The organism is Pseudalkalibacillus hwajinpoensis, assembly GCF_015234585.1.
In the GTDB taxonomy this organism is placed as follows: Bacteria; Bacillota; Bacilli; order Bacillales; family Guptibacillaceae; genus Guptibacillus; species Guptibacillus hwajinpoensis_B.
In genome coordinates this window covers 41,905-68,239 of sequence record NZ_JADFCM010000010.1, presented here as the reverse complement: position 1 = coordinate 68,239, position 26,335 = coordinate 41,905, and the positions used below count along the sequence as shown (strand labels likewise).

Genomic DNA, 26,335 nt, shown 5'->3' with positions numbered 1-26,335 from the left:
CGCATCCAGGTATTATGTCTATTGTACCACGCTTCAACGCCTAATCGAACGTAAGTTGTGGCTAATGAATTAAGAATGGAATGGAGAGCCTAATAGAAAGATGTTTGGAGGTGAGAATGGAATGACGATTATTCGGCTAGGGTATGTCGCAATGAGTACAGAACTGAATAACGGTTCTCCGTCTCAGACGATGACATATGCTCAATTTCAAAAAATCCAAGATAAAGAAGCGGCTATTCGGAAGCTTGAGCGGATTGCAATTTCAAATCTTGAGAACTGCCTACGTCTTCTTAAGCACAACAAAGGGAACGAGATTCATTTTTTTCGCTTTAGCTCAAGGCTAATCCCGCTTGCCAATCATGAAGCCCTTGAAGGGTGGGATTATCTTTCTCCACTAAAGAAACCGTTGAAACAGTTAGGTGATTTTGCAATTAGAGAAAAAATGAGGGTGGACTTTCACCCGGATCATTTCGTCTTACTTAATTCACCTAAGAAAGAAATTTTACAAGCATCGATTCAAATGCTTTCTTTGCACGTACGTCTTCTTGAAGAAATGGGACTTCCTTCAACACATCGGTGTGTCCTTCATGTAGGAGGAGCCTATGATGATAAGGAGAAGTCACTTGAACGGTTTATCCATAATTGGATGTATACCCCGCAGAAAATACAGCAAACCATTATTTTAGAGAATGATGATACAACGTATACGCTCCTAGATACTCTTTATTTATGTGAGAAGTTAAACGTGCCGCTCGTTTTTGATTATCATCATCATGTGGCGTGTCATGAAACAAAAGATTGGGCGAAAGAATGGGGGAGAGTGGTTAATACTTGGAGAGACTCTTCACTACCTGTTAAGATGCATATTTCTTCTCCTAAGAGTGAAAAGGAATTTCGAAGTCATGCTGATTATGTAGATGTTGATTGGTTCTTTTCTTTTCTGAATGAAGTCAAAGGAAGCACAGACCAAATTGATTGTATGATTGAAGCCAAACAAAAAGATGCAGCGCTCTTTCAACTGATGGATGTAATTAGACAAAGAAGTGATGTTGAACTCATTGATCAATCTACGTTCAAACTAAAGTAAAACCGGGCGCGCATGGCCCGGTTTTACTCTGTGATTTTTTTGCTTTTTTGTTTAGTGGAAGGCTTTGTTTGGTTGGCATGTTCAACAGATTGAGACAGCTCTTTTTTCATGCCGCGTTTTTTTTCCTGAGGCAAACGTCATCCCTCCTTTATTAGATGTTAGCTTGCCCATTCTCAGATGTTTTATTAATGAGAGTGAAAGGCCGTCTTGTTTTTTGAGGGAATGAAGTTCAATAAGAAATGAGGAGCTTTTCATTGAAAAGTAGCACGGGGCGAAAAGTAGCAAAAGTTAGTTTTGTATATAGGAAAGCACGCTCCTGTAACAAGCTGTTTTATATGCGTTATGTTGCGTATGGTCACCCGTCATCATCCATTGAATCATATAACCGTCTATCATTGCCCTAATTGTTCTCCCTGCCTCTTCGTTATCAATCGTGCGAAAGGCGCCCTCTTTCTTCCCTTGCTCGAGGATCACTTTAGAGATGGATGAACAATTTTGATAAAAGCGTTCATTTATTTCTCTGTACCGTTTGTTTCTGGTTGCCTGCGCAAGAAAATCTAAATATACACGGTAGAATTTCTCATTTTCTTTAGGACCTACAAACACTGTATTTAAATATGCAAGAAGCATGTTTGTTGAAGTCGTTTCCTTTTCAACAGCCAGTTTCTCTTTTTCATATATGCGATCGGTAATTTGAGCGAGCAGATGAGCAAGTACGTCCTCTTTGTTCTGGAAATAATAATTTGGGACGCCTTTACTTACGTCTGCATAATCAGCTATGTCTTGAAGTGTAACCGCCTCATACCCTTTATCAGAGACGGCTTGATAGGCTGCTTTAATAATCTGTTGCCGCTTTAACTCAGCTTTACGTTTCATCTCATTCCTCTCCTTACAGTGATCATTATACACAAACCATATGTGTGATTAAAGAATTCAGATTAATTGACCGGTCAGAATAATTTCTGTTAAGATGAGTCCGAAAGAAAGTTGAAGGAGGGATCCTAGATGGATCAATTTAAAGCTTTAGTTGTTGATAAGATTGATGAGGATACAAAAGTATCAATAAAGAATTTAACGAAAGACGATCTTCCTGAAGGAGATGTGTTAGTTAAAGTTCATTATTCTAGCGTGAACTATAAAGATGGGTTAGCTACTCATCCAAAGGGAAATATTGTTAAGAAATACCCGCACATCCCTGGTATAGATCTTGCAGGTGTAGTTGCGGAATCGGATCATCCAGATTGGAAGGAAGGAGATCGGGTCATTGTTACTAGCTACGAGTTAGGCGTGTCACACTACGGCGGGTTTAGCGAGTATGCTAGGGTGAAATCAGATTGGATCGTCCCACTACCTGACGGACTGTCTTTTAAAGAAGCAATGGTATACGGAACAGCAGGATTTACGGCAGCTCTTTCCGTGTATCAACTCGAACAAGCGGGTGTGACGCCTGAAAAAGGACCAGTTCTTGTGACAGGTGCAACGGGTGGCGTAGGAAGTATGGCTGTAGCTATTCTAGCTAAAAAAGGGTATGAAGTGGCAGCAAGTACGGGGAAAGAATCAGAATATGATTACCTGAAGCAACTTGGTGCGACACATACAATCGGTCGAGAAGAAGTAGCCCCTGAAGGATTTAAGCCGATTGGCAAACAGAAGTGGGCAGGCGCAGTCGATCCCGTTGGAGGAGAAACGCTTGCTGCTGTTTTAAGTAATACAATGTACGGAGGCGCTGTTGCCGTAAGTGGTCTTACTGCAGGCGCTAAAGTTCCTACAACTGTTTTTCCGTTTATTTTAAGAGGAGTTAATTTACTCGGGATTGACTCTGTCTATTGTCCAATGGAAAAGCGGAAGGAAATTTGGAAGAAAGCCGCTGACGAATATAAACCGTCTGAGCACCTTGAATCGATTCAAAATGAAGTGACACTTGATGAACTACCTGATGTGTTGAGTTCAATTCTAAATGGAAAAGTACGTGGAAGAACAATCGTAGCATTCTAAATAAGAGGGCGATGTTAGGTGGTATCTTCGCCTTTCAACTAACAAGAAAGAAGGGAGAGCATTGCTCTCCCTTCTTTCTTGTTTATTTCTTCTAGTTAAGGTTTTACTCTACAAATCGTTAAGCCATCGCACAAAGGCAATAGAATGGACTCCACTCTATCATCAGTTGCTATTTGTTTATTAAATGATCGAATAGCTTCCACATTCTCACTATGGATATCTTCATCGAAAACTTTATCACCTTGAAGGGTATTATCAGCGACGATGATTGCTCCAGGAGTTGCTAATTTTAGTGCCATACTAAAATAGTTAGGGTAGTTCACTTTATCAGCATCAATAAAGAAGAAATCGTATTGTTGGCCGGCGCTATGGAGAGATTCCATATTTTGAAGAGCTGGTCCTATAACGTATTTCACTTTATCGCCAAGTCCCGCTCTAGTGAGATTGTCTTTAGCAACATTGGCGTAGGTTTCTTCTAACTCCAGAGATGTGAGGGAGCCTTCTTTCTCAAGAGCACCTGCGAGCATGATGCCACTATAACCGCCAAGGGCACCGATTTCCATTACGTTTCGAGGTTTTGCAATACTGACGAGTAGTGCTAGGAAGCGTCCTACTTCAGGTTTAATTGAGATTGCGGGCATACCATTTCTACGAATGCTTTCATTGACTGATTGAAGTGCTGTGTCTTCATTTCCGAATAGATTGCGAATATACTCATCATGGTTGCGTGCCAAGTGAATCTCATCCTTCCTGAAATTAGTGGATTCGTAATCATTGTTATGCAGAAGAGAAAGGGTGTCAAGGTAAAAGTCGTCCTCCTACTACTGTTTATACAATAGTAGTAAAGAGAGCGTGCCCCTGTTAAATGGAGGGAACGAGGAATAAAGTCCTAGTCGATTCTACAATACTTGGGAAAGTAGGAAACAATTCGCTTTATTAATCCGACGAAAGTTATTGTTATTTCCCAATACCCCCTTGACGAATTGTTTGTTAAACTAGTACTAACAGCAAGGATCGGTTATAAATATCTATCCTTTTTCCTACTTGCCTAAACGGAAGAAGGCAGCTGATTATGAAGGGAGAGTTTGGAATGCCGTTAGAGCAAGGGAACAAAGCACTCAAATCCGGTGAAAATGCCCATCACAATACTAAAACATCAGAGCGGGTCAATGTACCCAAGCTACCAATCGCAAGTGAAGAAGGCTTTTCTAATGTTGTAAGGGATTCAAACCAGAATTATTGGTTTACCAAGCAACTTTCATCTAACCATGTCGAGGTTTATGTCTTTGTTCACAACCTTGCTCAATTGAGAACATTTCAAGTAAACGGGAAGCCAAGTTTCTATGAATACCCTGAGTCAATTTGCATTGCTTGTGAAGGGGAAGAATGGAATGGATGGATTTATGAGTTCTCAAAGGAAGACCCGCGTATCACACACCAGTGGCACGTGAATGGCATTTTCTGTGATCTAAAAAGAAAAGGAAATCAGCTTATTGTTTCTTCCTACCATGTTGAGGGAAATGAAGCTCTTTTAACAACATTCGGTGACAAAGGAAAAAAAGTGATCCCGCTAGAAGCTGGATATTCTCCAGTTAATATGATGATCGCAGAGGAAGGCATATATGTTGCTGCGCTATCGATCTCTGCTTCTTATCAAAATCAGATTCTTCTTCTAAATGATTCGTATGAGATAAAAAATTCCTTTAAGCTCGACTTTTCTCCACGAACGATTCACTCCTGGAACGGGAGCTTAATTGTTCATGGCATCAATGGGCGAACAGGGAAAAGTGATCAGCTCGTTTATATATGCTCCAAAACAGGGTATCAAGAAAAATTCCCTATCCCAAGTAGTGAGCTTGTTCAATGTTCAGATCAACATCTAACTTTCTACAACGCTGACTCAAAAATACTATCGATTTGGGATCATGAACAAAAGGAAATCATTAGTATGAGAGAATCCGAGCGACCTTATGTATCAAAACATTTTTAATTCTGCCATGCTCATAAACGTTATTAATTTTTGGGGCATTTATCCTCTATGAGAACTTTTCTCTCGAAATGAGCCAAAAATCGAGAAATGAACATAATGGACTAATATAGTTTTAATTTCAGAAAAAACTTGAGCTGAATGTTGCTCAAGTTTTTTGTTTTGTGAGATTTTGATGAAATGAAAAGGTGAATGAAGATGGAACAAAGAATACAGATAGGACTAGTGATAGAGGATAAAAATGAGAATAGAAGACTTAATAAACATGATATACTAATTTAAAGAAAATAGAGGATACGAGGTAGAAAGGGGGAAAAGAATGCGACTGGAACCTTCAAAACAAATTGATCCACAAGGATTGAAAGTTTGGCAAATTACTGGTGGACTGGTTTCTTTACTAGCCATTGCTCTCCTATGTGGTCTGTTTGTTATTCATTTAATGATAGTACCAATTCCTTTATGGACATTGGTGATAAGCTGTATACTTGCTTTGCTCTTTTTCCTTTTACAAACCTGGGTTTTACCGAGGTTACGATGGTCAAAATGGCGGTATGAAGTTACAGAACATGAAATTGAGCTTAAATATGGCGTTATTGTAGTGAAGCGAACGTTGATTCCAATGGTTCGAGTTCAACACGTTGATACAAGACAGGGACCACTTTTAAGAGCTTATCGTCTATCATCTGTGACTATTTCTACTGCAGCAACGACTCACGAGATTCCAGCTCTATCAAATGACATAGCAGATGAGCTTAGAGACCGTATCTCCGTGCTTGCAAGGGTGGCGGAAGAAGATGTCTAATAAGAAACGTCTTCATCCAGTGGCTATGTTATTATCCCTTTTAAGATATGCAAGAGAAGCGGCGCTCCCTCTTATTTTCTTCGTTTTTGTTGGGGGCGGAAGCGGTTATGAATGGTGGCACGTTATAGCAATAGGGGCACTCTTATTGTTTACGATCGGAAATGGTGTTCTTGGTTGGTTTTTTTATACATATCAGGTCGAAAACAATGAACTTCGAATTCATCAAGGCTTTATATTTCGAAAGAAAAGATTCATTCCACGTGAGAGAATTCAATCCATTGATTTTTCTGAAGGTCTTATCCAACGTTTGTTCAGTCTTGTGAAAGTTCAAATTGAAACCGCTGGTGGTGGTGGCGAACCTGAAGTGGTTATGTCCGCTCTAAGACGTGAAGATGCAGAGTTATTAAGAAGTGAACTTTATGATAAAAGAAAACCAATATTAGATGAAGAAGTGGAAGAACTAGAAAATCCAAAGACATTCGAATATAAGCTTTCATGGCGAGAGTTACTTATAGCGGCATCCACATCGGGCGGGATTGGCGTAGTGCTCTCGTTCGTCGCAGCCTTTGCTTCCCAAGTAGATGATCTTCTTCCTGATGCATTTTATGAGAGCATAACAGAGCGAGTGATGGAGGCCACCCTTCCATATGTATTACTTGGTGTTGCCTTTTTATTATTAGTCTCCTGGATCTTCTCTGTTTTGGGGACTGTCTTGAAGTATGGAGGGTTCATTCTCACTCGAATGGAGAATGATTTAATCATTAATAGAGGGATTTTAGAGAAGAGACAGTTAACGATTCCTGTGCATCGTATCCAGGCCATACGCATTGTAGAGGGTGTTCTTCGTCAACCGTTCGGCTATTCTGTGCTTTATGTGGAGAGCGGAGGTGGCGGTGGAAAAGATGAACAGTTTTCAACGATTTTATTTCCACTTATAAAGCGTAAGAAAGTTACCGAGGTGCTTGCAGAAATTCTACCTGAATTAGCGATACATGAAGAGTATACTTCCTTGCCTGTTCGTGCTAGGAGAAGGTATTTTTTTCGATTCTGTATACCCGTTCTACTACCAATAGGTGTCATTAGTTACTTTGTTCCATATGGCGCTATGTCGATATTGTTGCTACCGATCTCTGCTCTGATTGGTTATCTTCATTATCGTGATGCGGCTTCTGGTGTGAAAAATGACGTGGCGCTGTTACAGTTTAGGCAAATTGGAAGAACGAGAGTCTATGTTTCTCGTAAGAAGATTCAATCGCTGGAAATCGAGACAACTTTCTTCCAAAAGCGTCGACAATTAGCTACCTTTAAAGTATCGATTTTATCAAGTTTTGCTGGAAAACAGTTTAGAGTGAAAGACCTCGGTCGTTCTCATGCAGAAGAACTGTTGAATTGGTATTCCTATCGTTCAAATAAAAGGAAGGATAATGAAGAGTGAATTTCTTGTAGCAGAATGTCAGGTAATATGAAATAGCAAAACTTTTAGAACGATCATTCATCTTATAGAAAGGGGTGTGAACATGGCGATCAATATTGAAATGTTAACAGATGACTTTCTTGAAGGTGATCAAAATCAAGCATGGGAAAGAATAATGGATCATTCTGAGTTGGTGGAAAACAGTTATTTAACCTTCGAAGTTCTTACAAAAGCGATGCATCGTATTGGAATACTATGGGAGGAAAACAAAATATCTGTAGCGGACGAGCATTTAGCTACAACAACTTGTGATTATGTTCTATCACGATATGCCCATTTTAGAAAGATGGCGAATCGGAATTCAGAAGGACCAAAGGCTCTTTTTCTTTGTATTGAACAAGAGCAGCACTACTTGGGAGTGAAAATGATTTCATTGCTCTTTGAGGAATACGGATTTCAAACAAAGCTTTTTGGAGCAAATTTACCTCTTGAGTATACTTTAGATCAAGCTAAGAAGTGGGGAGCATCAGTGGTAGGAATTTCGGTCTCTATTCGACACCATGCGGAGCGCTTAAATCGATATGTAACCGAACTAGAAGATTTGCCACATTCACCTGAGATAATAGTAGGGGGTAGGCTTGCATCACAGTATGATTTGTCTAGCTACTGCTCTGAACAAACTAAGCTAGTAGCTGATTTGCGTCAGGTACGTGAATGGCTTGAAAGTTGGAAGGATAGTGTACAGTATGATTTATGATATAAATGATCATCCTCTTCCAGCTTTTTTAATTGATGAGACATTGACGATCCTTTCACAGTCCGAAAATGCTGCGAAAGCTTTCTCAATCCATTCGTCTTTTTTGGATCTTGTTGATTTTGATAGCAGGGATAAAGCGGTACGTATGTTGAGCCCCTCTCAAGATGAAGTTGAATTAGAATTAGTCATGAATACGGTTCAGTCGCCCTATTCTCTTTTTCAGGTTTTTGCAAAATGGTCAAGTGGAGTCGGGCAGATAGTTTGTGTCAGACAGGATGATCGCATTGAGAAGTTGTCCACGATGCTACAGAAGCAACGAGAGAGACTAGCTGATACAAACTTTGATTTATTAGATAAAAAGGAGGAGCTTGAAGCTGCTTTAATGAAAATAAAAAAGCTATCAAGCCCCTTCTTACCAATATCTAATAATATGGGGATTATTCCTTTGTTTGGTGAACTTGAAAAGGAGCTCTTCCTTGTTAACGAGTTAAATCTTTTACAAATTTTGAACAATGGAAAGTATGAACGTGTGATTCTGGACTTTAGTGGTATTGGAGAAATTGAAAATAGCGGAGTTCTTCCGCTGTTATCGTTTTGCTCGATGCTCGAAGTTATTGGCGTTTCCGTGGTTTTATGTGGGTTAAAACCGAACCATGTGCTTCAATTAATGAAGTATGATTTTGAATTAAATCAAAACTTTGAGGTTACGGGAACCTTAAAAGATGCTGTAGATTATTATTTAAAACAGTCTTTCACGTAAAAAACCAGTGATTAGTTAAAATCACTGGTTTTTTTGTGTGAACTTCGTTAAACAAATCTTGCTATAAAACCAATCACGACAAGGAAAATGAAAATCCCCCATAGAATTCTCCCGCCGCGACCAGACCCTGTACGGATTTTTCTCCGTTGCCAACGGTTTGGTTTAAACCTTATTTCTCCACTGTCAGCCGTTCGTCTGACGCGAATAATGCCGCGATTGATAAATGGTTTAGCTCCAATCAAAAGAATAGGTGCCAGAGCTGCCCCGCCTATAAACCCAAAGAGATGACCAAGAATGTTGATATTAGGACTTACAAATGTCATTACGAGCCCTATACCAAGAATCATTAAAATCAATTGTGAATTTGCTTGATCAATTAATTCTTTGCGATAGAAAGCCATATAAAAATATATCCCGAAAAGCCCAAAGATTGCACCAGAAGCACCTACGTGACTGAAATTGCTACCTTGCAAATAGAAGGTGGCAATATTGGCGATAATTCCAGCTCCGAAGTAGCCAACCAAGAACTTGGTTTTCCCTAACATCTGTTCTAAGGCCGGACCAAAAAGATAGAGTGAAAAGGAATTGAATAAGACGTGGGCAAATCCACCATGGAGGAATATTGGTGTTACAAGTCTCCAATATTCACCAATTTCAATCGCTCGATTGTAGCCCACTCCAAGTCTTAAGATCGAATACATACCAAAAAGGTTTACGAGAACAAAGAGGAGGATATGTATACCAATAAGTATGGAAATGATAGGATAATAACGGATAAATGAGCGAAAATCTTCATTTCGCACAAACATAATTCGACCACCTTTTTCAGAGAATTTATTATCAATTTGGTTCAATGAAATGTTGTAGGAGTGGCTGGTAAATTAAGCTCACTCGTTTTCTTATTAGTTTAGCATAGCTAGAGGTATAATCACTATTGAAAACACTATGCAGGCTTGTGACGAATTAGTACGAAGGAGTATAGAGATGATTAGAGGAATCGGAATAGATATGATTGAGATTGATCGCATCAAACAGGTTGTTCAGAGGAATGCTGCATTTGCTGGGCGTATCCTAACTGAACGTGAACGTAGAGAATATCAGCAAATAAGTGGGCATAGAAGTGTGGAATTTTTGGCGGGACGTTTTGCAGCTAAAGAAGCGTATGCAAAAGCGAGGGGTACTGGGATTGGTAGACTTAGCTGGCAAGACATTTGTGTGCGGAAATCGCCAGAAGGTGCGCCGTATATTGAATCAGCCGATCAAGATGAGAAGATACATATATCCATTTCACATACGAAGCAGCATGCTATTGCACAAGTAATTATTGAGTGCTCGTCAAGCTAGTCTGCATAAGGTGGAGACTTGCCTCATATAATTTACCACGGTCAGGAGGGACCTGTTGTGAGAATCGTATCCGGAGAAGAAATGTATGAAGCAGACCGTTTTGCCATGGAGGAAATCGGGATTAGCGGTGTGATGTTGATGGAAAATGCGGGGAAAGCTCTATTCGAGGCGATGAAGAGCAGAATTCAAAAAGAAGAGCGTGTGGCTGTATTAATTGGCACAGGGAATAACGGAGGCGACGGTTTTGTTCTGGGAAGATATTTAAAAGAGCATGGATATGATGTAGATATCTGGTTGATCCCACCATATTCAAAGATCAGGGGAGACGCTAGAACTCACTTCGATATTTATCGTAGCCTCTCGTATTCTTACAAATCGTATGAAGACGGAGTTGCATTCGCTCGGGACATTCAAAACTATTCTGTAGTTATCGATTGTCTTCTAGGACTTGGCTTATCAGGAGCAATTCGTGCTCCATACGATGAGGTAATTAGGCAATTGAATCGGTCTTCTGCAACGGTTTTATCTGTTGATCTTCCGAGCGGTCTACATGCGAATGGAGGATACGTGGGCGAAGGCGTTCCGGTTCGTGCGAATAAAACTTATACGATTCAGTGTCCAAAATTAGGAGCCTTCCTTTATCCAGATGCCGCTTTTTATGGAGATTTAGAGGTAGTTGATATTGGTCTACCACAGGCTGCTTTTTCATCTGTATTCAATAGAGAACTCTGGCAAAAGTCAGATGTACATCGCACGCTTTCTGATCGATCGGCGTCCTCTCATAAAGGAAGCCATGGAAAAGGGCTGGTGATTGGAGGATCAAAGGGAATGGTTGGAGCGCCTGTTATGACAGCGAAAGCTGCCTATAGGAGCGGAGCGGGATTAATTCAGGCTTCAGTACCTGATGAGATTCTTTCTGTGGTAGCTGGAACAGTCGTTGAAACAATTTTCCAGGGGTGGTCATCTCGCGAAGGATTTTTCTCTGGAGAAGTGCCGGAGGACCTTTCTTCTTTCGATGGAATTGCTGTTGGTCCAGGTCTTGGGAGAAAACCGGGGTGTAAATCAGTCGTTGAAGCAGCGTTATCAACAACTTCCCCCCTCATCCTGGACGCAGATGCTTTGTACCACCTGGCAGAATTGAAAGGATGTCTGAAGGCAAGGGAAGCACCGACTGTGCTAACGCCCCATCCTGGAGAGATGGCAAGGTTAACTGACTTGCCAATCGAGGAAATTCAGCGTAAGCGATTCGAGATCTCTCGTTCATTTGCTAAAGAATTCGGTGTTTACCTTGTATTGAAAGGCCCAAATACGATTGTAACTTCCCCAGATGGAAGTCAGTTCGTTAACACAACAGGTAATCCAGCGCTTGCTAAGGGAGGAACCGGTGACGTTCTGACTGGTATGGTACTTGCTTTCGTTATGCACAGTTCGTCCATCCAAGAAGGGATAAGCAATGCGGTATTTCTACATGGGCAAGCAGCAGATACCCTTGTTCAAACAACTCACACTACTCTTGACGTACTGGCGACTGATGTTATTGCTACGATTCCAACCGTTCTGCATTCATTTCTTAACCAACATCACGGATAGGTTTTTCACATGACAGGAACCTCCTTTGTCGTTTTAAATGAGGCAAAGGAGTTGGATAGAGTGAAAAAGTTCGGAGTCGTTTTTCTTATCGGAGTACTGATGCTTGTGGCGCTATCGGGATGCGGACAGAAAAGTCAGCAGGATGTTGTGGATGCTTTAGACAAAAAGTTGAACGAGATGGAGAGCTATAAAGTAAATGCCAAAATGACGCTTGAAACAGGTGAAGAACCACAGCGTTATGATGTAGAGATCTGGTACCAAAAGCCCTCTTTTTATCGTGTTGAATTAAAAAACGCTTCAAAAGAACAGAGTCAAATTATCTTGCGTAACGATGAAGGGGTATTTGTTCTGACTCCTGCTCTTAATAAAAGTTTTAGATTCCAGAGTGATTGGCCGGAGAACGGTAGCCAGGCTTATCTCTATAACACGCTTGTTTTAGATATACTAAATGATTCTGGAGCAGAGTTTGAAGCAAAAGAAAATGATTATGTGTTTACAACGAAAACAAACTATCAGAACAAGAACTTATCAAAACAGTCTATCCAATTAAATAAGAAAGACCTTGCGCCAGAGAAAGTAACCATTATGAATCAAGATCAGAAACCTCTTGTTGATATTGAATTCTCTAATATGAAATTCAACGCTTCATTCGATAAGGGTGCATTTGATATGGAACGAAATATGACAGCTGCTCAGTTAGAAGTACCTGTCATTGCTACAACAAATGAACCGTTTGAAGTTGTGTATCCAATGTATGAACCACAAGGCACAGGTCTTACAGATGAGAAAGAAGTAGCCACAAACAAAGTTATGTTAAGCTTCACTGGTGAAAAGTCCTTTACGTTAATAGAAGAGAAAAGTGAGGCAGTGCTCGAAACAAGTGCTCCTGTCTCGGTAGGTGAGGGTCAACCGGTGGACTTAGGCTTTACAATGGGTGTCATGACAGATACGACAGTTACCTGGAACCATAATGGTGTTGATTTCTTCCTGGCTTCAAATGATTTAACTCAAGAAGAGATGGCGTCTGTGGCAAGGTCAGTGTATGGTATGACGGAAATTAAATAACACTTCAAAGAGGTTCAGCTATGATTACATGGCTGAACCTTTTTTAGAAATAGCTATAGTCAACCATATTTAATAGCTTCCAGCGCTTGTCGGAACTAACGAGACACTTGCGCTTTTCTTGTCTAGCTCCAGTGTCTAGTTCCTCGAGTCGCTTCAGCTTTTCCCCAGAACACAAAGGGCGTGTTCAGGAAAAAAGCTTCCAGCGCTTGTCGGAACTAACGAGACACTTGCGCTTTTCTTGAAATCTCCTAAAATAGAGGGCAGAGTGATTTGTTTTAGGAGGAAGTTGGAATGGACAATCAGGCGTTTTATCGTGGAACTTGGGCTGAGGTTAATCTGGATGCCATTGAACAGAATGTAAGATCATATAAGCAATATGTGCCGAAAGATGTTTCCATCATGGCTGTTGTGAAAGGAAATGGGTATGGACATGGAGCTGTTGCGACAGCTAAGAAGGCTTTAAGCGCTGGGGCTAAATACCTTGCGGTGGCTATTCTTGATGAGGCACTTGCACTTCGTGAAGAAGGAATTGATGCTCCCATTCTTGTATTGGGATGGGTGCCTCCTGAGCATGTGAAAATGGCAGCAGAACATGACATTACCCTTACTGCTTTCCAAAAAGATTGGATCGAACAAGCTGCGAGAGTACTAGGGGAATTATCACTTAAGATCCATTTGAAAGTTGACACTGGGATGGGGCGTCTTGGGATAAAAAAGGAAACAGAAGCAACCATGATTATAGAAAGTTTAAGAAAGCACACTTCTTTTATCGTTGAGGGGATCTACACTCATTTCGCGACAGCGGATGAACCGGATAATGCTTTCATTGAATCTCAAATAGCAACTTTTAAAAAAATGAAAGATTATTTTCGAAGAGAAGGTATTGAGCCTAAATGGGTTCATCTTGGAAATAGTGCAGGAGCGATTCGCTACCCTGATCGAATTGGAAATTTAATTCGTATCGGTATTTCTATGTATGGATTGATTCCTTCTCAAGAGATGAAGTCCATTCAACCTTTTGAGCTTAAACCTGCATTTAGTCTTCATAGTCAGCTAGTTAACGTGAAGCAAATGAGCACAGGAGAGCCGATTAGCTATGGGTCTACGTATCACACAGCTGAAGGGGAATGGATTGGAACAGTTCCTATTGGATATGCTGATGGATGGATACGTAAACTAAGTAATGCTTATGTTCTCATAAATGGTGAGCGTGCCCCTATTGTAGGTCGTATCTGTATGGATCAACTCATGGTTCGTCTTTCTTCTAAAGTTGAAATAGGAACTCATGTGACGCTAATTGGAGTACAAGGTTCAGAGGAAATTACAATAGATGACATTGCTGAACGACTTGAGACGATTAACTATGAAATTCCTTGTATGATAGGACCGCGCGTTCCGAGACTTTTTCGTGAAAACGGAGAAAAAAAAGGCGTAATGAATACAATTTTAAAAAAATAGTAAAATAAAAGAAGGATTTTGGAAGAATATGATGAAATAGTCTTGTGGAAAGTTGTTTTGCAATGCGTCGTTTGCAATGGTAAGATTAATGGTGGAATACAATATGAGTAGCAGTGCTTCGGAGGTGTATGTTTGTGTCAGAGGCAAACAAAAAATCGATTGTTGTAACTCTCCCACAACATATTTTAAATGAGGTGGATGGTATTATTCAACAGGAACAGCTTGATCGTAACGAGTTCATATCACAGGCCACGACAATGTATATTCGCGAACGAAAGAAGCGACAAATTCGTGACGCCATGCGCCAGGGGTACATGGAGATGGCTAAGATTAACTTGAACCTTGCAGCAGAAGCCTTTCTTGTTGAGGAGGAAGCAGAGCACACCGTGGACCGCTTAGTAAGCGGGGTGTAGTGGCTTGATTGTCAAACGAGGTGATGTGTATTTTGCTGACCTTTCTCCTGTTGTAGGTTCTGAACAAGGTGGGGTAAGACCCGTCTTAATTATTCAGAACGACATTGGGAATCGTTTTAGTCCTACTGTCATTGTTGCCGCAATTACTGCGCAAATCCAAAAAGCTAAGCTGCCCACACATGTGGAAATTGATGCCAAGCGTTACGGGTTTGAACGTGATTCGGTTATCCTGCTAGAACAAATTCGTACCATTGATAAACAGCGTCTAACTGATAAAATCACTCACCTTGATGAGGGTATGATGCAAAGAGTGCAAGAAGCTTTGCAGATCAGCCTTGGACTCATTGATTTTTGAAAACGTATAATACCCAAACGAAGCTGCTCCTATGAGCAGTTTTTTTGTATCATATAAGTGCTTTTAGTTAGAGTGGTTCCTTGCAACTTTTGGTCTGTTCCCCCTTCTATTCACCACATTTCGTGTAGCTCACAGCAGGGAATTTTCTAGTTATGTCGAAAAGTGTGTTAAGATGAAAATGATGTGATGCGCTAAGACTAGTAAGGCATAATAATTGCGAGTGATTTCTTGCAATGAGAAGATAAATGAATGAAGAAAGATCGTTGGGAGGAGCACGATGGACAAGTTAGTTATACAATTATTGAATGAAAGCCGAGAACGTATTTACACCAGATGGATGGATGAGATGGAAAGAGTACGGGATGAACATCGGCTTCAATCAATAACAGATAATGCTTATATAGAAACGAACAAAGAGTTGTTCGAGATTATTTACACGCATATTGAACAAAACGTTCATAAACCAACAGAACGAATGACGGAGTTTGCAGAGCGTTTGATGAAGATTGGTTGGAGACTGAGTTATGTCACGCAGGGACTACAAAACTTCCGTCGAATTATTTTAGCTGTTCTTCTTGATGCGAATCAATCTAATGACAAAGTGTTTAGCATGTATGATGAAATCGATCGTTGGATCGATCCAATTGTTAATCAATTAATTAATGAGAGCGCAAAAAATTGGGAGAACACTGTATCTATTCAAAAAGTTGCCCTTCAAGAATTATCAGCACCTCTCATTCCGGTATTTGAGAATATTAGCGTCATGCCACTTATAGGCACAATTGATACTGAGCGGGCGAAACTTATAATGGAAAACTTGTTAACTGGTGTTATTAAACACAGGTCTCAAGTTGTTCTTATTGAAATCACTGGGGTTCCAGTTGTTGATACGATGGTCGCTCATCATATTATACAAGCAGCAGAAGCAGTGAGACTTGTAGGTGCTCAGTGCATTCTTGTAGGAATTAGACCAGAAATTGCTCAAACAATCGTTAACCTGGGAATTGACCTTGGGCAATTCCCAACGAAAAGTACGTTATTTAAAGGCATGAAAACTGCATTAGAAATGACTAAGCGTCAAATGATTGAGATTGAGTAAGGGGGTAAGACTATGCGAATTCCTATATTAAAATTAAATGAGTATTTACTAATTACTATACAGATAGATCTCGATGACAAAACCGCGCTTCAATTTCAGGAGGATTTGCTCGAGAAGATTCATGAAACAGGAGCAAAGGGCGTTGTAATTGATTTAACTTCTGTCGATATGATTGATTCATTTATTGCCAAAGTTTTAGGTGATGTAGTGCGCATGTCGAATTTAATGGGGGCAAAAGTAGTGCTGACAGGAATTCAACCTGCCGTTGCTATTACGCTAATTGATTTAGGCATCATGATGAAGAATGTCCCGACTGCATTAGATTTAGAACAGGGGTTAGAGAAATTACAACAGGAATTGGGGGGATAAGTTATGAATATCCAATCCTGTGTGGAAGTACGAAATGAATGGGATATTGTGAAAGCGAGACAGTCTGGTAGGAATATAGCAAAAGAGCTAGGCTTCGGTACTGTTGATCAAGCTCGTATTACGACGGCTATTTCTGAACTCGCTCGTAACATATACCTCTATGCCGGGAGTGGCGAAGTAGCCATTGAACGGGTAGAAAACGGGGGGAAGTTAGGACTTAAAATCGAAGCATCTGACTCTGGCCCGGGAATTAAAGATATTAGAAAAGTAATGGAAGATGGTTTTACAACCTCTGGTGGTCTAGGAGCTGGTCTTCCTGGGGTCAAACGATTAATGGATGAGTTTACGATCGATTCGAAAGAAAATGAAGGAACAGTTATTACTTCTATTAAATGGCTCCGTTAAGGAGGATAGACAACAATGGACGACCGAGATCTTCAATATCAAAAATATAAAGCAATATTAGAAAATTATTTAGAGGAGCAGTCTGAGCAAACCTTATATAAGGGACAGCAGTTTAGTCGAAAGATGATTGAACAAAAAATATCTCCTGAAGAAGCTGTCAGTCTCCATGTGAGCGTTCTTGAGGAGCTGTTCCCGGATATACCTGAGCAGCTTAAAAATTCGTATGATTTTCTACTTGAGATGATGATCGGGTATGGGTTTGCATACAGAGAGCATCAGAGTCTTCGTAGTCGTCAGCAACAATTAGAATCCGAAATTGAGATTGCGGCAAACATGCAGCAAACCTTGCTTGCGGGTGATAAGCCGGAAGTTCAGGATCTTGATATTGGTGCTATTAGTAAACCCGCCCAGAAAATGAGCGGGGATTACTATCATTTTGTTCAAGATGAGAACAATTGCGTTAGTGTAGCTATCGCTGATGTTATTGGTAAGGGAATCCCAGCTGCTTTATGTATGAGTATGATTAAATACACTATGGATAGCGCACCAGAGCAGCGAATGCAGCCGGGTGCCGTTCTTGAAAATCTAAATCGTGTAGTGGAACAAAATGTTGACCCTAATATGTTTATTACAATGTTTTACGGATTATATGATCCTAGGGTTCATTCATTTTATTACGCTGGTGCCGGTCATGAACCGGGCTTTTTTTACGACGCAGAAAAAGATGAGTTCGAGGAGCTATTTACAAAGGGACTTGTCCTAGGGGTTTCAAAGAAAACGTCATATCAGGAATACCAACGTGTCCTTAATGGAAATGATATGGTTATCATGCTTTCAGATGGTGTAACTGAATGCCGCTCCACTAATGGTTTTATTGAACGTGATGAAATTGTTGCGTTAATTCGTAAATACATCCACCTCTCTGCTCAAGAAATTGTCGATGAGGTTTATCGAGAGCTTGAGCGCTTACAGGAGTTTGAACTCAGAGATGATTTCACCCTTGTTATTTTGCGTCGTGAGGTTTAACTTCTTTCTAAAAGTGGAATAAGGAATTAATGGATTTAACTAATAATTAGAAGCAACCTACAGGGGGTAATGTTATGAATTTGCAAATCAAACAAGAAGATCATGAAAATACACATCATTTACATATAGCTGGTGAAATTGATGCTTATACAGCACCTCAGCTCCGTGAAGCTTTGCTTCCGTTAACTGGAAAAGAAGGACATGAGACACTTGTTCATCTTGGTGACGTAAACTATATGGACAGTACTGGTCTTGGTGTCTTCGTAGGTGCACTGAAGTCATCTAAAGAGCACGGTAGCTCTCTTAAGTTGACTGGAATGACTTCACGCGTACAACGTCTTTTTGAAATCACTGGATTAGACGAAGTGATCGATATCGAAGACGTAAAGGGGGGATCGAAGTGATCAATATTTCAGATTTCGTTGAAATGAAAATCCCTGCACAAGCAGAATTTGTTGGCGTTACGAGATTAACGGTTTCAGGAATTGCGAATCGCATGGGATATTCTTATGATGAGATTGAGGATATCAAAATTGCCCTTTCAGAAGCTTGTACAAATGCAGTGAACCATGCTTATAAAGAAGATGAAAAGGGTCAAATCACAATTGGATTTGGTATTTATGAAGACCGTCTTGAGATGATGGTGCTCGATCGCGGTCAAAGTTTTGACTATACAAAAGTTTCCGAAAAGCTTGGACCAGTTGATAGTGACAAGTCTGTAGAACAACTCAGTGAGGGAGGATTAGGGCTCTTTCTGATTGAATCACTGATGGACAAAGTGGAAATCAGTGGAGAGGACGGAGTAGTAGTCATGATGACAAAGTTCCTCCATAGAGATGGGGTGGAAGTAGATGCCGACACAATCTCATCATCCCCGCAATAATAACAACAATGAGGTATATGAGTGGATTGAACAATATCAAAACGATCCGACTGATGAAGTTGTTCAACTAAAGCTCGTTGAGCGGTATCAGGATCTTGTCCAGTCACTCGCCCGTAAGTTCTCGAAGGGGAAAAGCATTCATGACGACCTTTCACAGGTTGGGATGATTGGGTTGCTTGCAGCTCTTCGTCGTTACGACCCTGAATTTGGTAGAAGCTTTGAATCGTTTGCAGTTCCAACGATTGTCGGTGAAATCAAAAGATTTATTCGGGACAAAACATGGAGTGTTCACGTTCCGAGAAGAATAAAAGAGCTTGGCCCCCGTATTAAAAAAGCGGTTGAAGAATTAACTAATGAACTTCAGCGTTCTCCAAAGGTCGATGAACTTGCAGAGTACCTTAATGTGTCTGAGGAAGAAGTTCTTGAGACGATGGAAATGGGCAAAAGTTATCAAGCTCTTTCGGTTGACAGTTCAATTGAAGCAGATCAAGAAGGAAGTACAGTTACCTTACTTGACCTAGTTGGGGATCAAGAGCAAGGATTTGATCTTGTTGATCAGCAAATGCTTCTTAAAAAGGCTTTTGCAGTACTCACTGAGCGAGAACAAGAAATCTTGAATTGTACGTATTTTGAAAATATGAGCCAGAAAGAAACCGGAGAGAAGCTTGGTATTTCGCAAATGCATGTTTCCCGCTTGCAGAGAAGAGCTCTCGAAAAATTAAGACAGGCTATTCGCATTGAACCAACGGAGGCTTTTTAATCATGATTCACCATCATGATTTTAAAAAGCTTACTGTTGCAGCTTATCAGAAACCAAAGGCGGGTAATCAGATGTGCGGGGATAGCTATTATGTAGCTGAAACATCTGATTATTTCATTTGCGCTGTAGCGGATGGGCTTGGCAGTGGAGATATGGCTAAAGATTCTTCCCTAGCCGCTATCAATGTAGTAAAAGAATATCAGGATGAAGATGTAGAAGCTTTGATGAAACGTGCAAATGAAGAGATGAGAGGGAAACGCGGGTGCGTTCTTTCTATTTTTAAACTTGATCTTAAGACAAGACAGCTCGAATATAGTGGTATAGGAAATATTAATTTAATTATTTATCAACCGGATGGTAAGATTATTCGTCCTATCTCTTATTCAGGGTATCTCTCAGGAAAGCTTCAGAAGGTGAAGGTACAATCAATTGATTATCCTTCAGGGTCCTCTTTTGTTACTTATTCTGACGGTGTTCAAATTAGTTCTAAAAACTACTCAATGATTGCTCGATTTGATTCAGTAAAGGAATCCTTTCAGCATTTAACAGACGCGCTTCCATCTACAAATGATGACATTACTCTCCTTGTAGGGAAAACGGTATAAAAAGTTCTTCCAGATAAATCAGGGAGAGCTTTTTTATTTTGATTTAAGTTTCTTCTGCTAATAGAAGAAACCGTCTGTAGTATTTTTGTGAATTTGCTTGCGCGCTTTTAACTAATCAACTTATCCGGTAAACTAATAATATTATCGAATGACTCCCAAGGAGGAATTATTTTGGAAATGACAGCAGATCAAAAGCAAGCGGAACATTTTCATAAGGTAGCGCAGAAATTGCAGCTTGCTGAACGAAGTGTACGAGAAGTAATTACACTTTTAAATGATGGCAACACGGTTCCGTTTATTGCGCGTTACCGTAAGGAGTTAACAGGTGGGCTTGATGAAGTTCAATTGAGGGATATTCAGGAAGCTTGGCTTTATCTTCAAAACCTCGCCAATCGAAAAGAAGAGGTTATTCGTCTCATACAGGAGCAAGACAAACTAACAGATGAATTAAAGAAGCAACTAGAGAAGGCTACTAAGCTTCAAGAAGTAGAAGATCTATATCGACCTTATAAACAAAAGAAACGAACGAAGGCTACAATTGCAAAAGAGAAAGGATTGGAGCCTCTTGCTCTTTGGATTCTAAATGATGGAACTGGAGAAGCCTCCGACGCGGCTGTAGAATACATATCAGAAGAAAACGAAGTTCCTACAGTGGAAGAGGCCATCCAAGGAGCGCAGGATATTATTGCTGAATGGATATCAGATGATGCGGACGCACGGAAGTGGATTCGTGCAAAAACGTTTCAACATGGTATTCTTCAAACCGCTGTGAAATCTGAAGAAGATGATCCTAAAAAGATATTTGAAATGTACTATTCCTACCAGGAAGGTATTTCAAAAATCGTTCCACATCGGATTCTAGCGATTAATAGAGGTGAGAAGGAAAAAGTTATACGTACATCAGTCACCCCACCTACTGATTCAATCCATGATTATTTAAATAGGAAAATAATAAAAAATCAGCAGCAAAGTTGCGTCACTCTATTAGAGGAAGCTATTATTGACAGTTACAAACGTCTTATTCAACCTTCTGTAGAAAGAGAAATACGTAAAGAATTAACTGAGCGAGCTGAGGACCAAGCCATTCATATTTTCTCAGAAAACCTAAAACATCTTTTACTACAACCCCCTTTAAAAGGAAAGAGAGTCCTTGGGGTAGATCCTGCCTTTCGAACTGGGTGTAAACTAGCTGTTGTTGATGATACCGGTAAAATGCTTAATGTATCTGTTATCTATCCAACACCGCCACGCTCAGAAGTTGAGAAAGCGAAAGCTATAGTGATACAAATGATAAAAGACTACGATATCGAGATGATTGCTATAGGGAACGGGACGGCATCACGTGAAACCGAACAGTTTATTGCAGATGTGATAAAAGAAGTGGAAGTAAAAGTGGTTTATTTAATTGTTAATGAAGCAGGAGCGAGTGTTTACTCTGCATCAGACCTTGCAAGAGAAGAGTTTCCCGATCTTCAAGTGGAGGAACGTTCGGCGGTCTCCATTGCGCGTAGAGTTCAAGACCCACTTGCTGAGCTAGTTAAAATTGATCCTAAATCAGTAGGAGTAGGACAATATCAGCATGATGTGTCTCAGAAAAAGCTGAATGATCAATTAACCTTTGTCGTGGAAACCGCTGTTAACCAGGTTGGCGTTAATGTGAATACAGCTTCTGTCTCTCTCCTTCAATATGTAGCAGGTCTTTCTCGAGCAGTTGCGATGAATATCGTTAAAAAACGAGATGAAGAAGGAAAGTTTACAAGTAGGGTGCAGTTAAAGAAAGTGCCAAGGCTTGGCGCTAAAACATATGAGCAGTGTATTGGATTTCTTCGAATAATGGGAGGGAAGCAACCTCTTGATCAAACAGAGATCCACCCTGAAAGTTATCAGGTAACAAAAGCACTTTTAGAACGCATTGATTGTAAGCCGCAGGATATTGGGACTGAAAAACTAGTGCAATCTTTGTCTGCAATTCCGATGAAGGAAACTGCAGAGGCTTTAAATATAGGGGAACCCACGTTACAAGATATTGTGGCGTCTCTGCAGAAGCCGGGGCGTGACCCCCGAGATGAGCTCTCGCAGCCTATTTTAAAAACAGATGTTTTGAAAATGGAAGATCTTGAACAGGGTATGGAGTTAGAAGGAACAGTACGAAACGTAGTAGACTTTGGTGCTTTTATTGATATAGGGGTTAAACAAGATGGGCTTGTTCATATCTCGAAATTAACGAATCGCTTTGTGAAAAACCCTATGGAAGTTGTCCATGTGGGGCAAGTTGTTACTGTATGGGTTGATGAAGTCGATTTGAAAAGGGAAAGAATCGCTCTTACTATGCTAAAACCATCATAAGCACTGCCCTTAGGGGCGGTGTTTTCTTCTGTAAAAAAACCAACATTGATTAAGAAGCTTGATTTGTCGGCGGTTTTTCTCAAGGTAAGCTTGTTTCAGTTGTTTCTTAAACCATACAGGCAACTCCATCTCCTCCTTTAATGGATGACACTGCGTGAATGATGATGTAAATTAGTTTATGAAAAGCGGCTTGTATATGTTCGGAAAGTGAAAGGATGAATGAGTTGACTGAGAAAGAACTGCAGAGTTTAGTAGAAGCGATATCCGAAAGGTATTTTGGTATGCCTTTTCTTCATCAAGCTACATTTAATGCTCGTTTAAGAACTACTGGCGGACGTTATTTGTTAAGGTCACATAATCTTGAATTCAATAAAAAGCACTATGATCAATTTGGTGTAACAGAACTTGAAGGGATTATAAAGCATGAACTATGTCATTATCACCTACACATTCAGAAGAAAGGTTATAAACATCAGGACCAGGATTTCAAACAACTTCTTCAAAAAGTGGGGGGGTCACGCTACTGCCAGGTAGTACCTGGGCAAAGAAGGGTAGAATCATATAAGCACCTTTACGAGTGTCAACAATGCCATGCTAAGTATAGAAGGAAGAGAAGGATGGACACCTTACGATATGTGTGCGGAAAGTGTAGAGGAAAGTTAAAACAAGTTTATTGAAAGTTATCATTGACGACCTAGATTGTATGTGGTAAATTAATAAAGTCTCTTCGGAGAGCAAGTCCAAATCGAATACATAACGCTTTAAGAAATTTCAAAAAAGCTGTTGACTTTGATTGCTGGATGAGTTATTATATTAAATGTCGCCGATAACGGAGACGACAAATTAAACACTATTCCACAGTAGCTCAGTGGTAGAGCTATCGGCTGTTAACCGATCGGTCGTAGGTTCGAATCCTACCTGTGGAGCCAAACGGAGAAGTACCCAAGTGGCTGAAGGGGCGCCCCTGCTAAGGGTGTAGGTCGCGTGAGCGGCGCGAGGGTTCAAATCCCTCCTTCTCCGCCATTTTTATGGCCCGTTGGTCAAGCGGTTAAGACACCGCCCTTTCACGGCGGTAACACGGGTTCGAATCCCGTACGGGTCACCAACAAATTTTTAAAATAAAATGTTTCAACAACATGATATGTAATCAGTTATAGAGGTCTCGTGGTGTAGCGGTTAACATGCCTGCCTGTCACGCAGGAGATCGCGGGTTCGATTCCCGTCGAGACCGCCATTATTTTCTAAAATGAATCTGATTATATAAATTGTTGGGCTATAGCCAAGCGGTAAGGCAACGGATTTTGATTCCGTCATGCGCTGGTTCGAATCCAGCTAGCCCAGCCATGTTGAGCCATTAGCTCAGTTGGTAGAGCATCTGACTTTTAATCAGAGGGTCGAAGGTTCGAGTCCTTCATGGCTCACCACTTTTTGCGGGTGTGGCGGAATTGGCAGACGCGCTAGACTTAGGATCTAGTGTCTTACGACGTGGGGGTTCAAGTCCCTTCACCCGCACCAATTCTTTTAAAATGCTAAGTTTTCATCAAGTAACGATGTGCGGTTGTGGCGGAATGGCAGACGCGCTAGCTTGAGGGGCTAGTGGGGGAAACCCCGTGGAGGTTCGAGTCCTCTCAACCGCACCAAATATAATATGCGCCCGTAGCTCAATTGGATAGAGCGTCTGACTACGGATCAGAAGGTTAGGGATTCGACTTCTCTCGGGCGCACCATATTTATTTACTTAATAAAATGTCGGGAAGTAGCTCAGCTTGGTAGAGCACTTGGTTTGGGACCAAGGGGTCGCAGGTTCAAATCCTGTCTTCCCGACCATCAATATCGCGGGTGTAGTTTAGTGGTAAAACCTCAGCCTTCCAAGCTGATGTCGTGGGTTCGATCCCCATCACCCGCTCCATTAAAGATGGGCCTGTAGCTCAGCTGGTTAGAGCGCACGCCTGATAAGCGTGAGGTCGGTGGTTCGAGTCCACTCAGGCCCACCATCTTTTGAAAAAAGTTGTTGACACTGTTCAAGTCATCATGGTATGATGGTTTGGTCGCTGAAAACGACATTGAAAGAAAAATTGATCTTTGAAAACTGAACGAAACGCCATGTAAGTAGTTGTTTCTACGGAAACAAAACATTGTTTTAAAAGCTAGATTAAGCTTTCTATCGGAGAGTTTGATCCTGGCTCAGGACGAACGCTGGCGGCGTGCCTAATACATGCAAGTCGAGCGAAGAGATGGGAGCTTGCTCCCTGATCTTAGCGGCGGACGGGTGAGTAACACGTGGGCAACCTGCCCTGCAGACTGGGATAACTCCGGGAAACCGGAGCTAATACCGGGTAATACATCGCACCGCATGGTGCAATGTTGAAAGTTGGCTTTCGAGCTAACGCTGCAGGATGGGCCCGCGGCGCATTAGCTAGTTGGTAAGGTGATGGCTTACCAAGGCGACGATGCGTAGCCGACCTGAGAGGGTGATCGGCCACACTGGGACTGAGACACGGCCCAGACTCCTACGGGAGGCAGCAGTAGGGAATCTTCCGCAATGGACGAAAGTCTGACGGAGCAACGCCGCGTGAGTGACGAAGGCCTTCGGGTCGTAAAGCTCTGTTGTTAGGGAAGAACAAGTACCGTTCGAATAGGGCGGTACCTTGACGGTACCTAACCAGAAAGCCACGGCTAACTACGTGCCAGCAGCCGCGGTAATACGTAGGTGGCAAGCGTTGTCCGGAATTATTGGGCGTAAAGCGCGCGCAGGCGGTCTTTTAAGTCTGATGTGAAAGCCCACGGCTCAACCGTGGAGGGTCATTGGAAACTGGAGGACTTGAGTGCAGAAGAGGAGAGTGGAATTCCACGTGTAGCGGTGAAATGCGTAGATATGTGGAGGAACACCAGTGGCGAAGGCGGCTCTCTGGTCTGTAACTGACGCTGAGGCGCGAAAGCGTGGGGAGCAAACAGGATTAGATACCCTGGTAGTCCACGCCGTAAACGATGAGTGCTAGGTGTTGGGGGGTTCCACCCTCAGTGCTGAAGTTAACACATTAAGCACTCCGCCTGGGGAGTACGACCGCAAGGTTGAAACTCAAAGGAATTGACGGGGGCCCGCACAAGCAGTGGAGCATGTGGTTTAATTCGAAGCAACGCGAAGAACCTTACCAGGTCTTGACATCCTCTGACAATCCTGGAGACAGGACGTTCCCCTTCGGGGGACAGAGTGACAGGTGGTGCATGGTTGTCGTCAGCTCGTGTCGTGAGATGTTGGGTTAAGTCCCGCAACGAGCGCAACCCTTGATCTTAGTTGCCAGCATTTAGTTGGGCACTCTAAGGTGACTGCCGGTGACAAACCGGAGGAAGGTGGGGATGACGTCAAATCATCATGCCCCTTATGACCTGGGCTACACACGTGCTACAATGGACGGTACAAAGGGCAGCAACACCGCGAGGTGAAGCGAATCCCATAAAGCCGTTCTCAGTTCGGATTGCAGGCTGCAACTCGCCTGCATGAAGCCGGAATTGCTAGTAATCGCGGATCAGCATGCCGCGGTGAATACGTTCCCGGGCCTTGTACACACCGCCCGTCACACCACGAGAGTTTGTAACACCCGAAGTCGGTGGGGTAACCTTTATGGAGCCAGCCGCCGAAGGTGGGACAAATGATTGGGGTGAAGTCGTAACAAGGTAGCCGTATCGGAAGGTGCGGCTGGATCACCTCCTTTCTATGGAGAATTACGAAGGTAACTTACGTTACCAACCTTACATGAGCGTTTCGTTTAGTTTTGAAAGAATGATTTATTCTTTCAAAACAGGTGAAGTGATGA

27 protein-coding genes, 12 tRNA genes and 1 rRNA gene are annotated in these 26,335 nt (G+C 41.5%); 36 read left to right on the top strand and 4 right to left on the bottom strand.

The window, feature by feature from the left end; translation table 11 throughout:
• Nucleotides 1-121 precede the first annotated feature (121 nt).
• Nucleotides 122-1,087 carry a UV DNA damage repair endonuclease UvsE gene (uvsE, locus tag IQ283_RS23210; RefSeq protein ID WP_194222509.1) on the top strand — a complete coding sequence of 322 codons (966 nt, stop codon included), beginning with the start codon at nt 122-124 and terminating at the stop codon, nt 1,085-1,087.
• 288 nt (nt 1,088-1,375) lie between these two features.
• Here the strand turns inward: uvsE and IQ283_RS23205 are convergent, their stop codons facing one another.
• The gene (locus IQ283_RS23205) at nt 1,376-1,963 is read right to left on the bottom strand and encodes a TetR/AcrR family transcriptional regulator (protein WP_194222508.1); all 588 of its coding nucleotides are present in this window, start codon (nt 1,961-1,963) and stop codon (nt 1,376-1,378) included.
• Nucleotides 1,964-2,092: 129 nt separating this feature from the next.
• On the opposite strand from IQ283_RS23205, the gene IQ283_RS23200 reads away from it, so the two are divergent.
• Complete coding sequence (locus tag IQ283_RS23200) at nt 2,093-3,082, top strand: NADPH:quinone oxidoreductase family protein (RefSeq protein ID WP_194222507.1); 990 nt, start codon at nt 2,093-2,095, stop codon at nt 3,080-3,082.
• A gap of 95 nt (nt 3,083-3,177) precedes the next feature.
• Here IQ283_RS23200 and IQ283_RS23195 read toward each other — a convergent pair whose 3' ends face one another.
• Nucleotides 3,178-3,816: an O-methyltransferase gene (locus IQ283_RS23195; RefSeq protein ID WP_242057455.1), complete on the bottom strand. Its 639-nt coding sequence runs from the start codon at nt 3,814-3,816 to the stop codon at nt 3,178-3,180.
• Between the two features lie 356 nt (nt 3,817-4,172).
• Between IQ283_RS23195 and IQ283_RS23190 the strand changes: the two genes are divergently transcribed.
• The 5 genes from IQ283_RS23190 to IQ283_RS23170 all read left to right on the top strand — a co-directional run bounded on the left by IQ283_RS23190 (nt 4,173) and on the right by IQ283_RS23170 (nt 8,802).
• Nucleotides 4,173-5,072: a hypothetical protein gene (locus IQ283_RS23190; protein WP_194222506.1), complete on the top strand. Its 900-nt coding sequence runs from the start codon at nt 4,173-4,175 to the stop codon at nt 5,070-5,072.
• Between the two features lie 316 nt (nt 5,073-5,388).
• Nucleotides 5,389-5,871 carry a PH domain-containing protein gene (locus tag IQ283_RS23185; RefSeq protein WP_194222505.1) on the top strand — a complete coding sequence of 161 codons (483 nt, stop codon included), beginning with the start codon at nt 5,389-5,391 and terminating at the stop codon, nt 5,869-5,871.
• Entirely contained in the window at nt 5,864-7,306 is a 1,443-nt protein-coding gene (locus tag IQ283_RS23180) for a PH domain-containing protein (protein ID WP_194222504.1), read from the top strand. The genes IQ283_RS23185 and IQ283_RS23180 overlap by 8 nt, the downstream gene beginning before the upstream one ends.
• 82 nt (nt 7,307-7,388) lie before the next feature.
• On the top strand, nt 7,389-8,042 hold the full coding sequence (locus IQ283_RS23175; RefSeq protein WP_194222503.1) for a cobalamin B12-binding domain-containing protein: 654 nt from the start codon (nt 7,389-7,391) through the stop codon (nt 8,040-8,042).
• Nucleotides 8,032-8,802, top strand: a complete 771-nt coding sequence (locus IQ283_RS23170; protein ID WP_194222502.1) for an STAS domain-containing protein — start codon at nt 8,032-8,034, stop codon at nt 8,800-8,802. The genes IQ283_RS23175 and IQ283_RS23170 overlap by 11 nt, the downstream gene beginning before the upstream one ends.
• Before the next feature lie 47 nt (nt 8,803-8,849).
• Here the strand turns inward: IQ283_RS23170 and IQ283_RS23165 are convergent, their stop codons facing one another.
• A complete protein-coding gene (locus tag IQ283_RS23165) occupies nt 8,850-9,611 on the bottom strand; it encodes a rhomboid family intramembrane serine protease (protein ID WP_194222501.1) in 762 nt (253 codons plus the stop codon).
• Between the two features lie 175 nt (nt 9,612-9,786).
• On the opposite strand from IQ283_RS23165, the gene acpS reads away from it, so the two are divergent.
• The 15 genes from acpS (at nt 9,787) to IQ283_RS23090 (ending at nt 22,520) form a co-directional block, all read left to right on the top strand.
• Nucleotides 9,787-10,146, top strand: coding sequence for a holo-ACP synthase (gene acpS, locus IQ283_RS23160; RefSeq protein WP_194222500.1), 360 nt, complete (start codon nt 9,787-9,789; stop codon nt 10,144-10,146).
• Between the two features lie 57 nt (nt 10,147-10,203).
• A complete protein-coding gene (locus tag IQ283_RS23155) occupies nt 10,204-11,736 on the top strand; it encodes an NAD(P)H-hydrate dehydratase (protein WP_242057454.1) in 1,533 nt (510 codons plus the stop codon).
• A 60-nt stretch (nt 11,737-11,796) separates the two neighbouring features.
• Nucleotides 11,797-12,801, top strand: a complete 1,005-nt coding sequence (locus IQ283_RS23150; protein WP_242057453.1) for a LolA family protein — start codon at nt 11,797-11,799, stop codon at nt 12,799-12,801.
• 291 nt (nt 12,802-13,092) lie between these two features.
• Nucleotides 13,093-14,259 (top strand): alanine racemase, encoded by a 1,167-nt coding sequence (gene alr, locus IQ283_RS23145; protein ID WP_194222499.1) that lies wholly within the window; start codon nt 13,093-13,095, stop codon nt 14,257-14,259.
• Between the two features lie 128 nt (nt 14,260-14,387).
• Nucleotides 14,388-14,672 carry a CopG family ribbon-helix-helix protein gene (locus IQ283_RS23140; protein WP_048312993.1) on the top strand — a complete coding sequence of 95 codons (285 nt, stop codon included), beginning with the start codon at nt 14,388-14,390 and terminating at the stop codon, nt 14,670-14,672.
• Nucleotides 14,673-14,676: 4 nt separating this feature from the next.
• Nucleotides 14,677-15,027, top strand: a complete 351-nt coding sequence (ndoA, locus tag IQ283_RS23135) for a type II toxin-antitoxin system endoribonuclease NdoA (protein WP_048312992.1) — start codon at nt 14,677-14,679, stop codon at nt 15,025-15,027.
• A 277-nt stretch (nt 15,028-15,304) separates the two neighbouring features.
• Nucleotides 15,305-16,126 carry an STAS domain-containing protein gene (locus tag IQ283_RS23130; RefSeq protein ID WP_194222498.1) on the top strand — a complete coding sequence of 274 codons (822 nt, stop codon included), beginning with the start codon at nt 15,305-15,307 and terminating at the stop codon, nt 16,124-16,126.
• A gap of 12 nt (nt 16,127-16,138) precedes the next feature.
• On the top strand, nt 16,139-16,495 hold the full coding sequence (locus IQ283_RS23125) for an STAS domain-containing protein (protein ID WP_194222497.1): 357 nt from the start codon (nt 16,139-16,141) through the stop codon (nt 16,493-16,495).
• A 3-nt stretch (nt 16,496-16,498) separates the two neighbouring features.
• Nucleotides 16,499-16,900, top strand: coding sequence for an anti-sigma regulatory factor (locus tag IQ283_RS23120; protein ID WP_194222496.1), 402 nt, complete (start codon nt 16,499-16,501; stop codon nt 16,898-16,900).
• Nucleotides 16,901-16,915: 15 nt separating this feature from the next.
• Entirely contained in the window at nt 16,916-17,926 is a 1,011-nt protein-coding gene (locus tag IQ283_RS23115; protein WP_194222495.1) for a PP2C family protein-serine/threonine phosphatase, read from the top strand.
• 74 nt (nt 17,927-18,000) lie between these two features.
• Complete coding sequence (locus IQ283_RS23110) at nt 18,001-18,330, top strand: STAS domain-containing protein (RefSeq protein WP_194222494.1); 330 nt, start codon at nt 18,001-18,003, stop codon at nt 18,328-18,330.
• Nucleotides 18,331-18,353: 23 nt separating this feature from the next.
• Nucleotides 18,354-18,809, top strand: a complete 456-nt coding sequence (gene rsbW / locus IQ283_RS23105; RefSeq protein ID WP_048313049.1) for an anti-sigma B factor RsbW — start codon at nt 18,354-18,356, stop codon at nt 18,807-18,809.
• Nucleotides 18,778-19,569: an RNA polymerase sigma factor SigB gene (gene sigB / locus IQ283_RS23100; protein WP_194222493.1), complete on the top strand. Its 792-nt coding sequence runs from the start codon at nt 18,778-18,780 to the stop codon at nt 19,567-19,569. Before rsbW ends, sigB begins: the two co-directional genes overlap by 32 nt.
• 2 nt (nt 19,570-19,571) lie before the next feature.
• Nucleotides 19,572-20,174: a PP2C family serine/threonine-protein phosphatase gene (locus IQ283_RS23095; protein WP_194222492.1), complete on the top strand. Its 603-nt coding sequence runs from the start codon at nt 19,572-19,574 to the stop codon at nt 20,172-20,174.
• A 177-nt stretch (nt 20,175-20,351) separates the two neighbouring features.
• Nucleotides 20,352-22,520: a Tex family protein gene (locus IQ283_RS23090; protein WP_194222551.1), complete on the top strand. Its 2,169-nt coding sequence runs from the start codon at nt 20,352-20,354 to the stop codon at nt 22,518-22,520.
• 9 nt (nt 22,521-22,529) lie between these two features.
• On the opposite strand, the gene cmpA is transcribed toward IQ283_RS23090, so the two are convergent.
• Nucleotides 22,530-22,643, bottom strand: a complete 114-nt coding sequence (cmpA, locus tag IQ283_RS23085) for a cortex morphogenetic protein CmpA (RefSeq protein ID WP_194222491.1) — start codon at nt 22,641-22,643, stop codon at nt 22,530-22,532.
• 101 nt (nt 22,644-22,744) lie between these two features.
• Here cmpA and IQ283_RS23080 point away from each other — a divergent pair, with 101 nt between their 5' ends.
• The 14 genes from IQ283_RS23080 (at nt 22,745) to IQ283_RS23015 (ending at nt 26,233) form a co-directional block, all read left to right on the top strand.
• Nucleotides 22,745-23,197: a SprT family protein gene (locus IQ283_RS23080; RefSeq protein WP_194222490.1), complete on the top strand. Its 453-nt coding sequence runs from the start codon at nt 22,745-22,747 to the stop codon at nt 23,195-23,197.
• 177 nt (nt 23,198-23,374) lie between these two features.
• Nucleotides 23,375-23,449, top strand: a tRNA-Asn gene (locus IQ283_RS23075).
• 3 nt (nt 23,450-23,452) lie between these two features.
• A tRNA-Ser gene (locus IQ283_RS23070) sits at nt 23,453-23,543 on the top strand.
• Between the two features lie 7 nt (nt 23,544-23,550).
• Nucleotides 23,551-23,625, top strand: a tRNA-Glu gene (locus tag IQ283_RS23065).
• A gap of 53 nt (nt 23,626-23,678) precedes the next feature.
• Nucleotides 23,679-23,754: transfer RNA gene (locus tag IQ283_RS23060), tRNA-Asp, on the top strand.
• Nucleotides 23,755-23,789: 35 nt separating this feature from the next.
• Nucleotides 23,790-23,864: transfer RNA gene (locus IQ283_RS23055), tRNA-Gln, on the top strand.
• Nucleotides 23,865-23,868: 4 nt separating this feature from the next.
• Nucleotides 23,869-23,944 (top strand) — tRNA-Lys (locus IQ283_RS23050).
• Between the two features lie 6 nt (nt 23,945-23,950).
• Nucleotides 23,951-24,035 (top strand) — tRNA-Leu (locus IQ283_RS23045).
• 39 nt (nt 24,036-24,074) lie between these two features.
• A tRNA-Leu gene (locus tag IQ283_RS23040) sits at nt 24,075-24,160 on the top strand.
• Nucleotides 24,161-24,170: 10 nt separating this feature from the next.
• Nucleotides 24,171-24,247 (top strand) — tRNA-Arg (locus IQ283_RS23035).
• Nucleotides 24,248-24,270: 23 nt separating this feature from the next.
• Nucleotides 24,271-24,347: transfer RNA gene (locus tag IQ283_RS23030), tRNA-Pro, on the top strand.
• 8 nt (nt 24,348-24,355) lie between these two features.
• Nucleotides 24,356-24,429: transfer RNA gene (locus IQ283_RS23025), tRNA-Gly, on the top strand.
• Between the two features lie 8 nt (nt 24,430-24,437).
• Nucleotides 24,438-24,514 (top strand) — tRNA-Ile (locus IQ283_RS23020).
• 167 nt (nt 24,515-24,681) lie between these two features.
• Nucleotides 24,682-26,233 (top strand): 16S ribosomal RNA (locus tag IQ283_RS23015).
• The last annotated feature ends 102 nt before the right edge of the window (nt 26,234-26,335 follow it).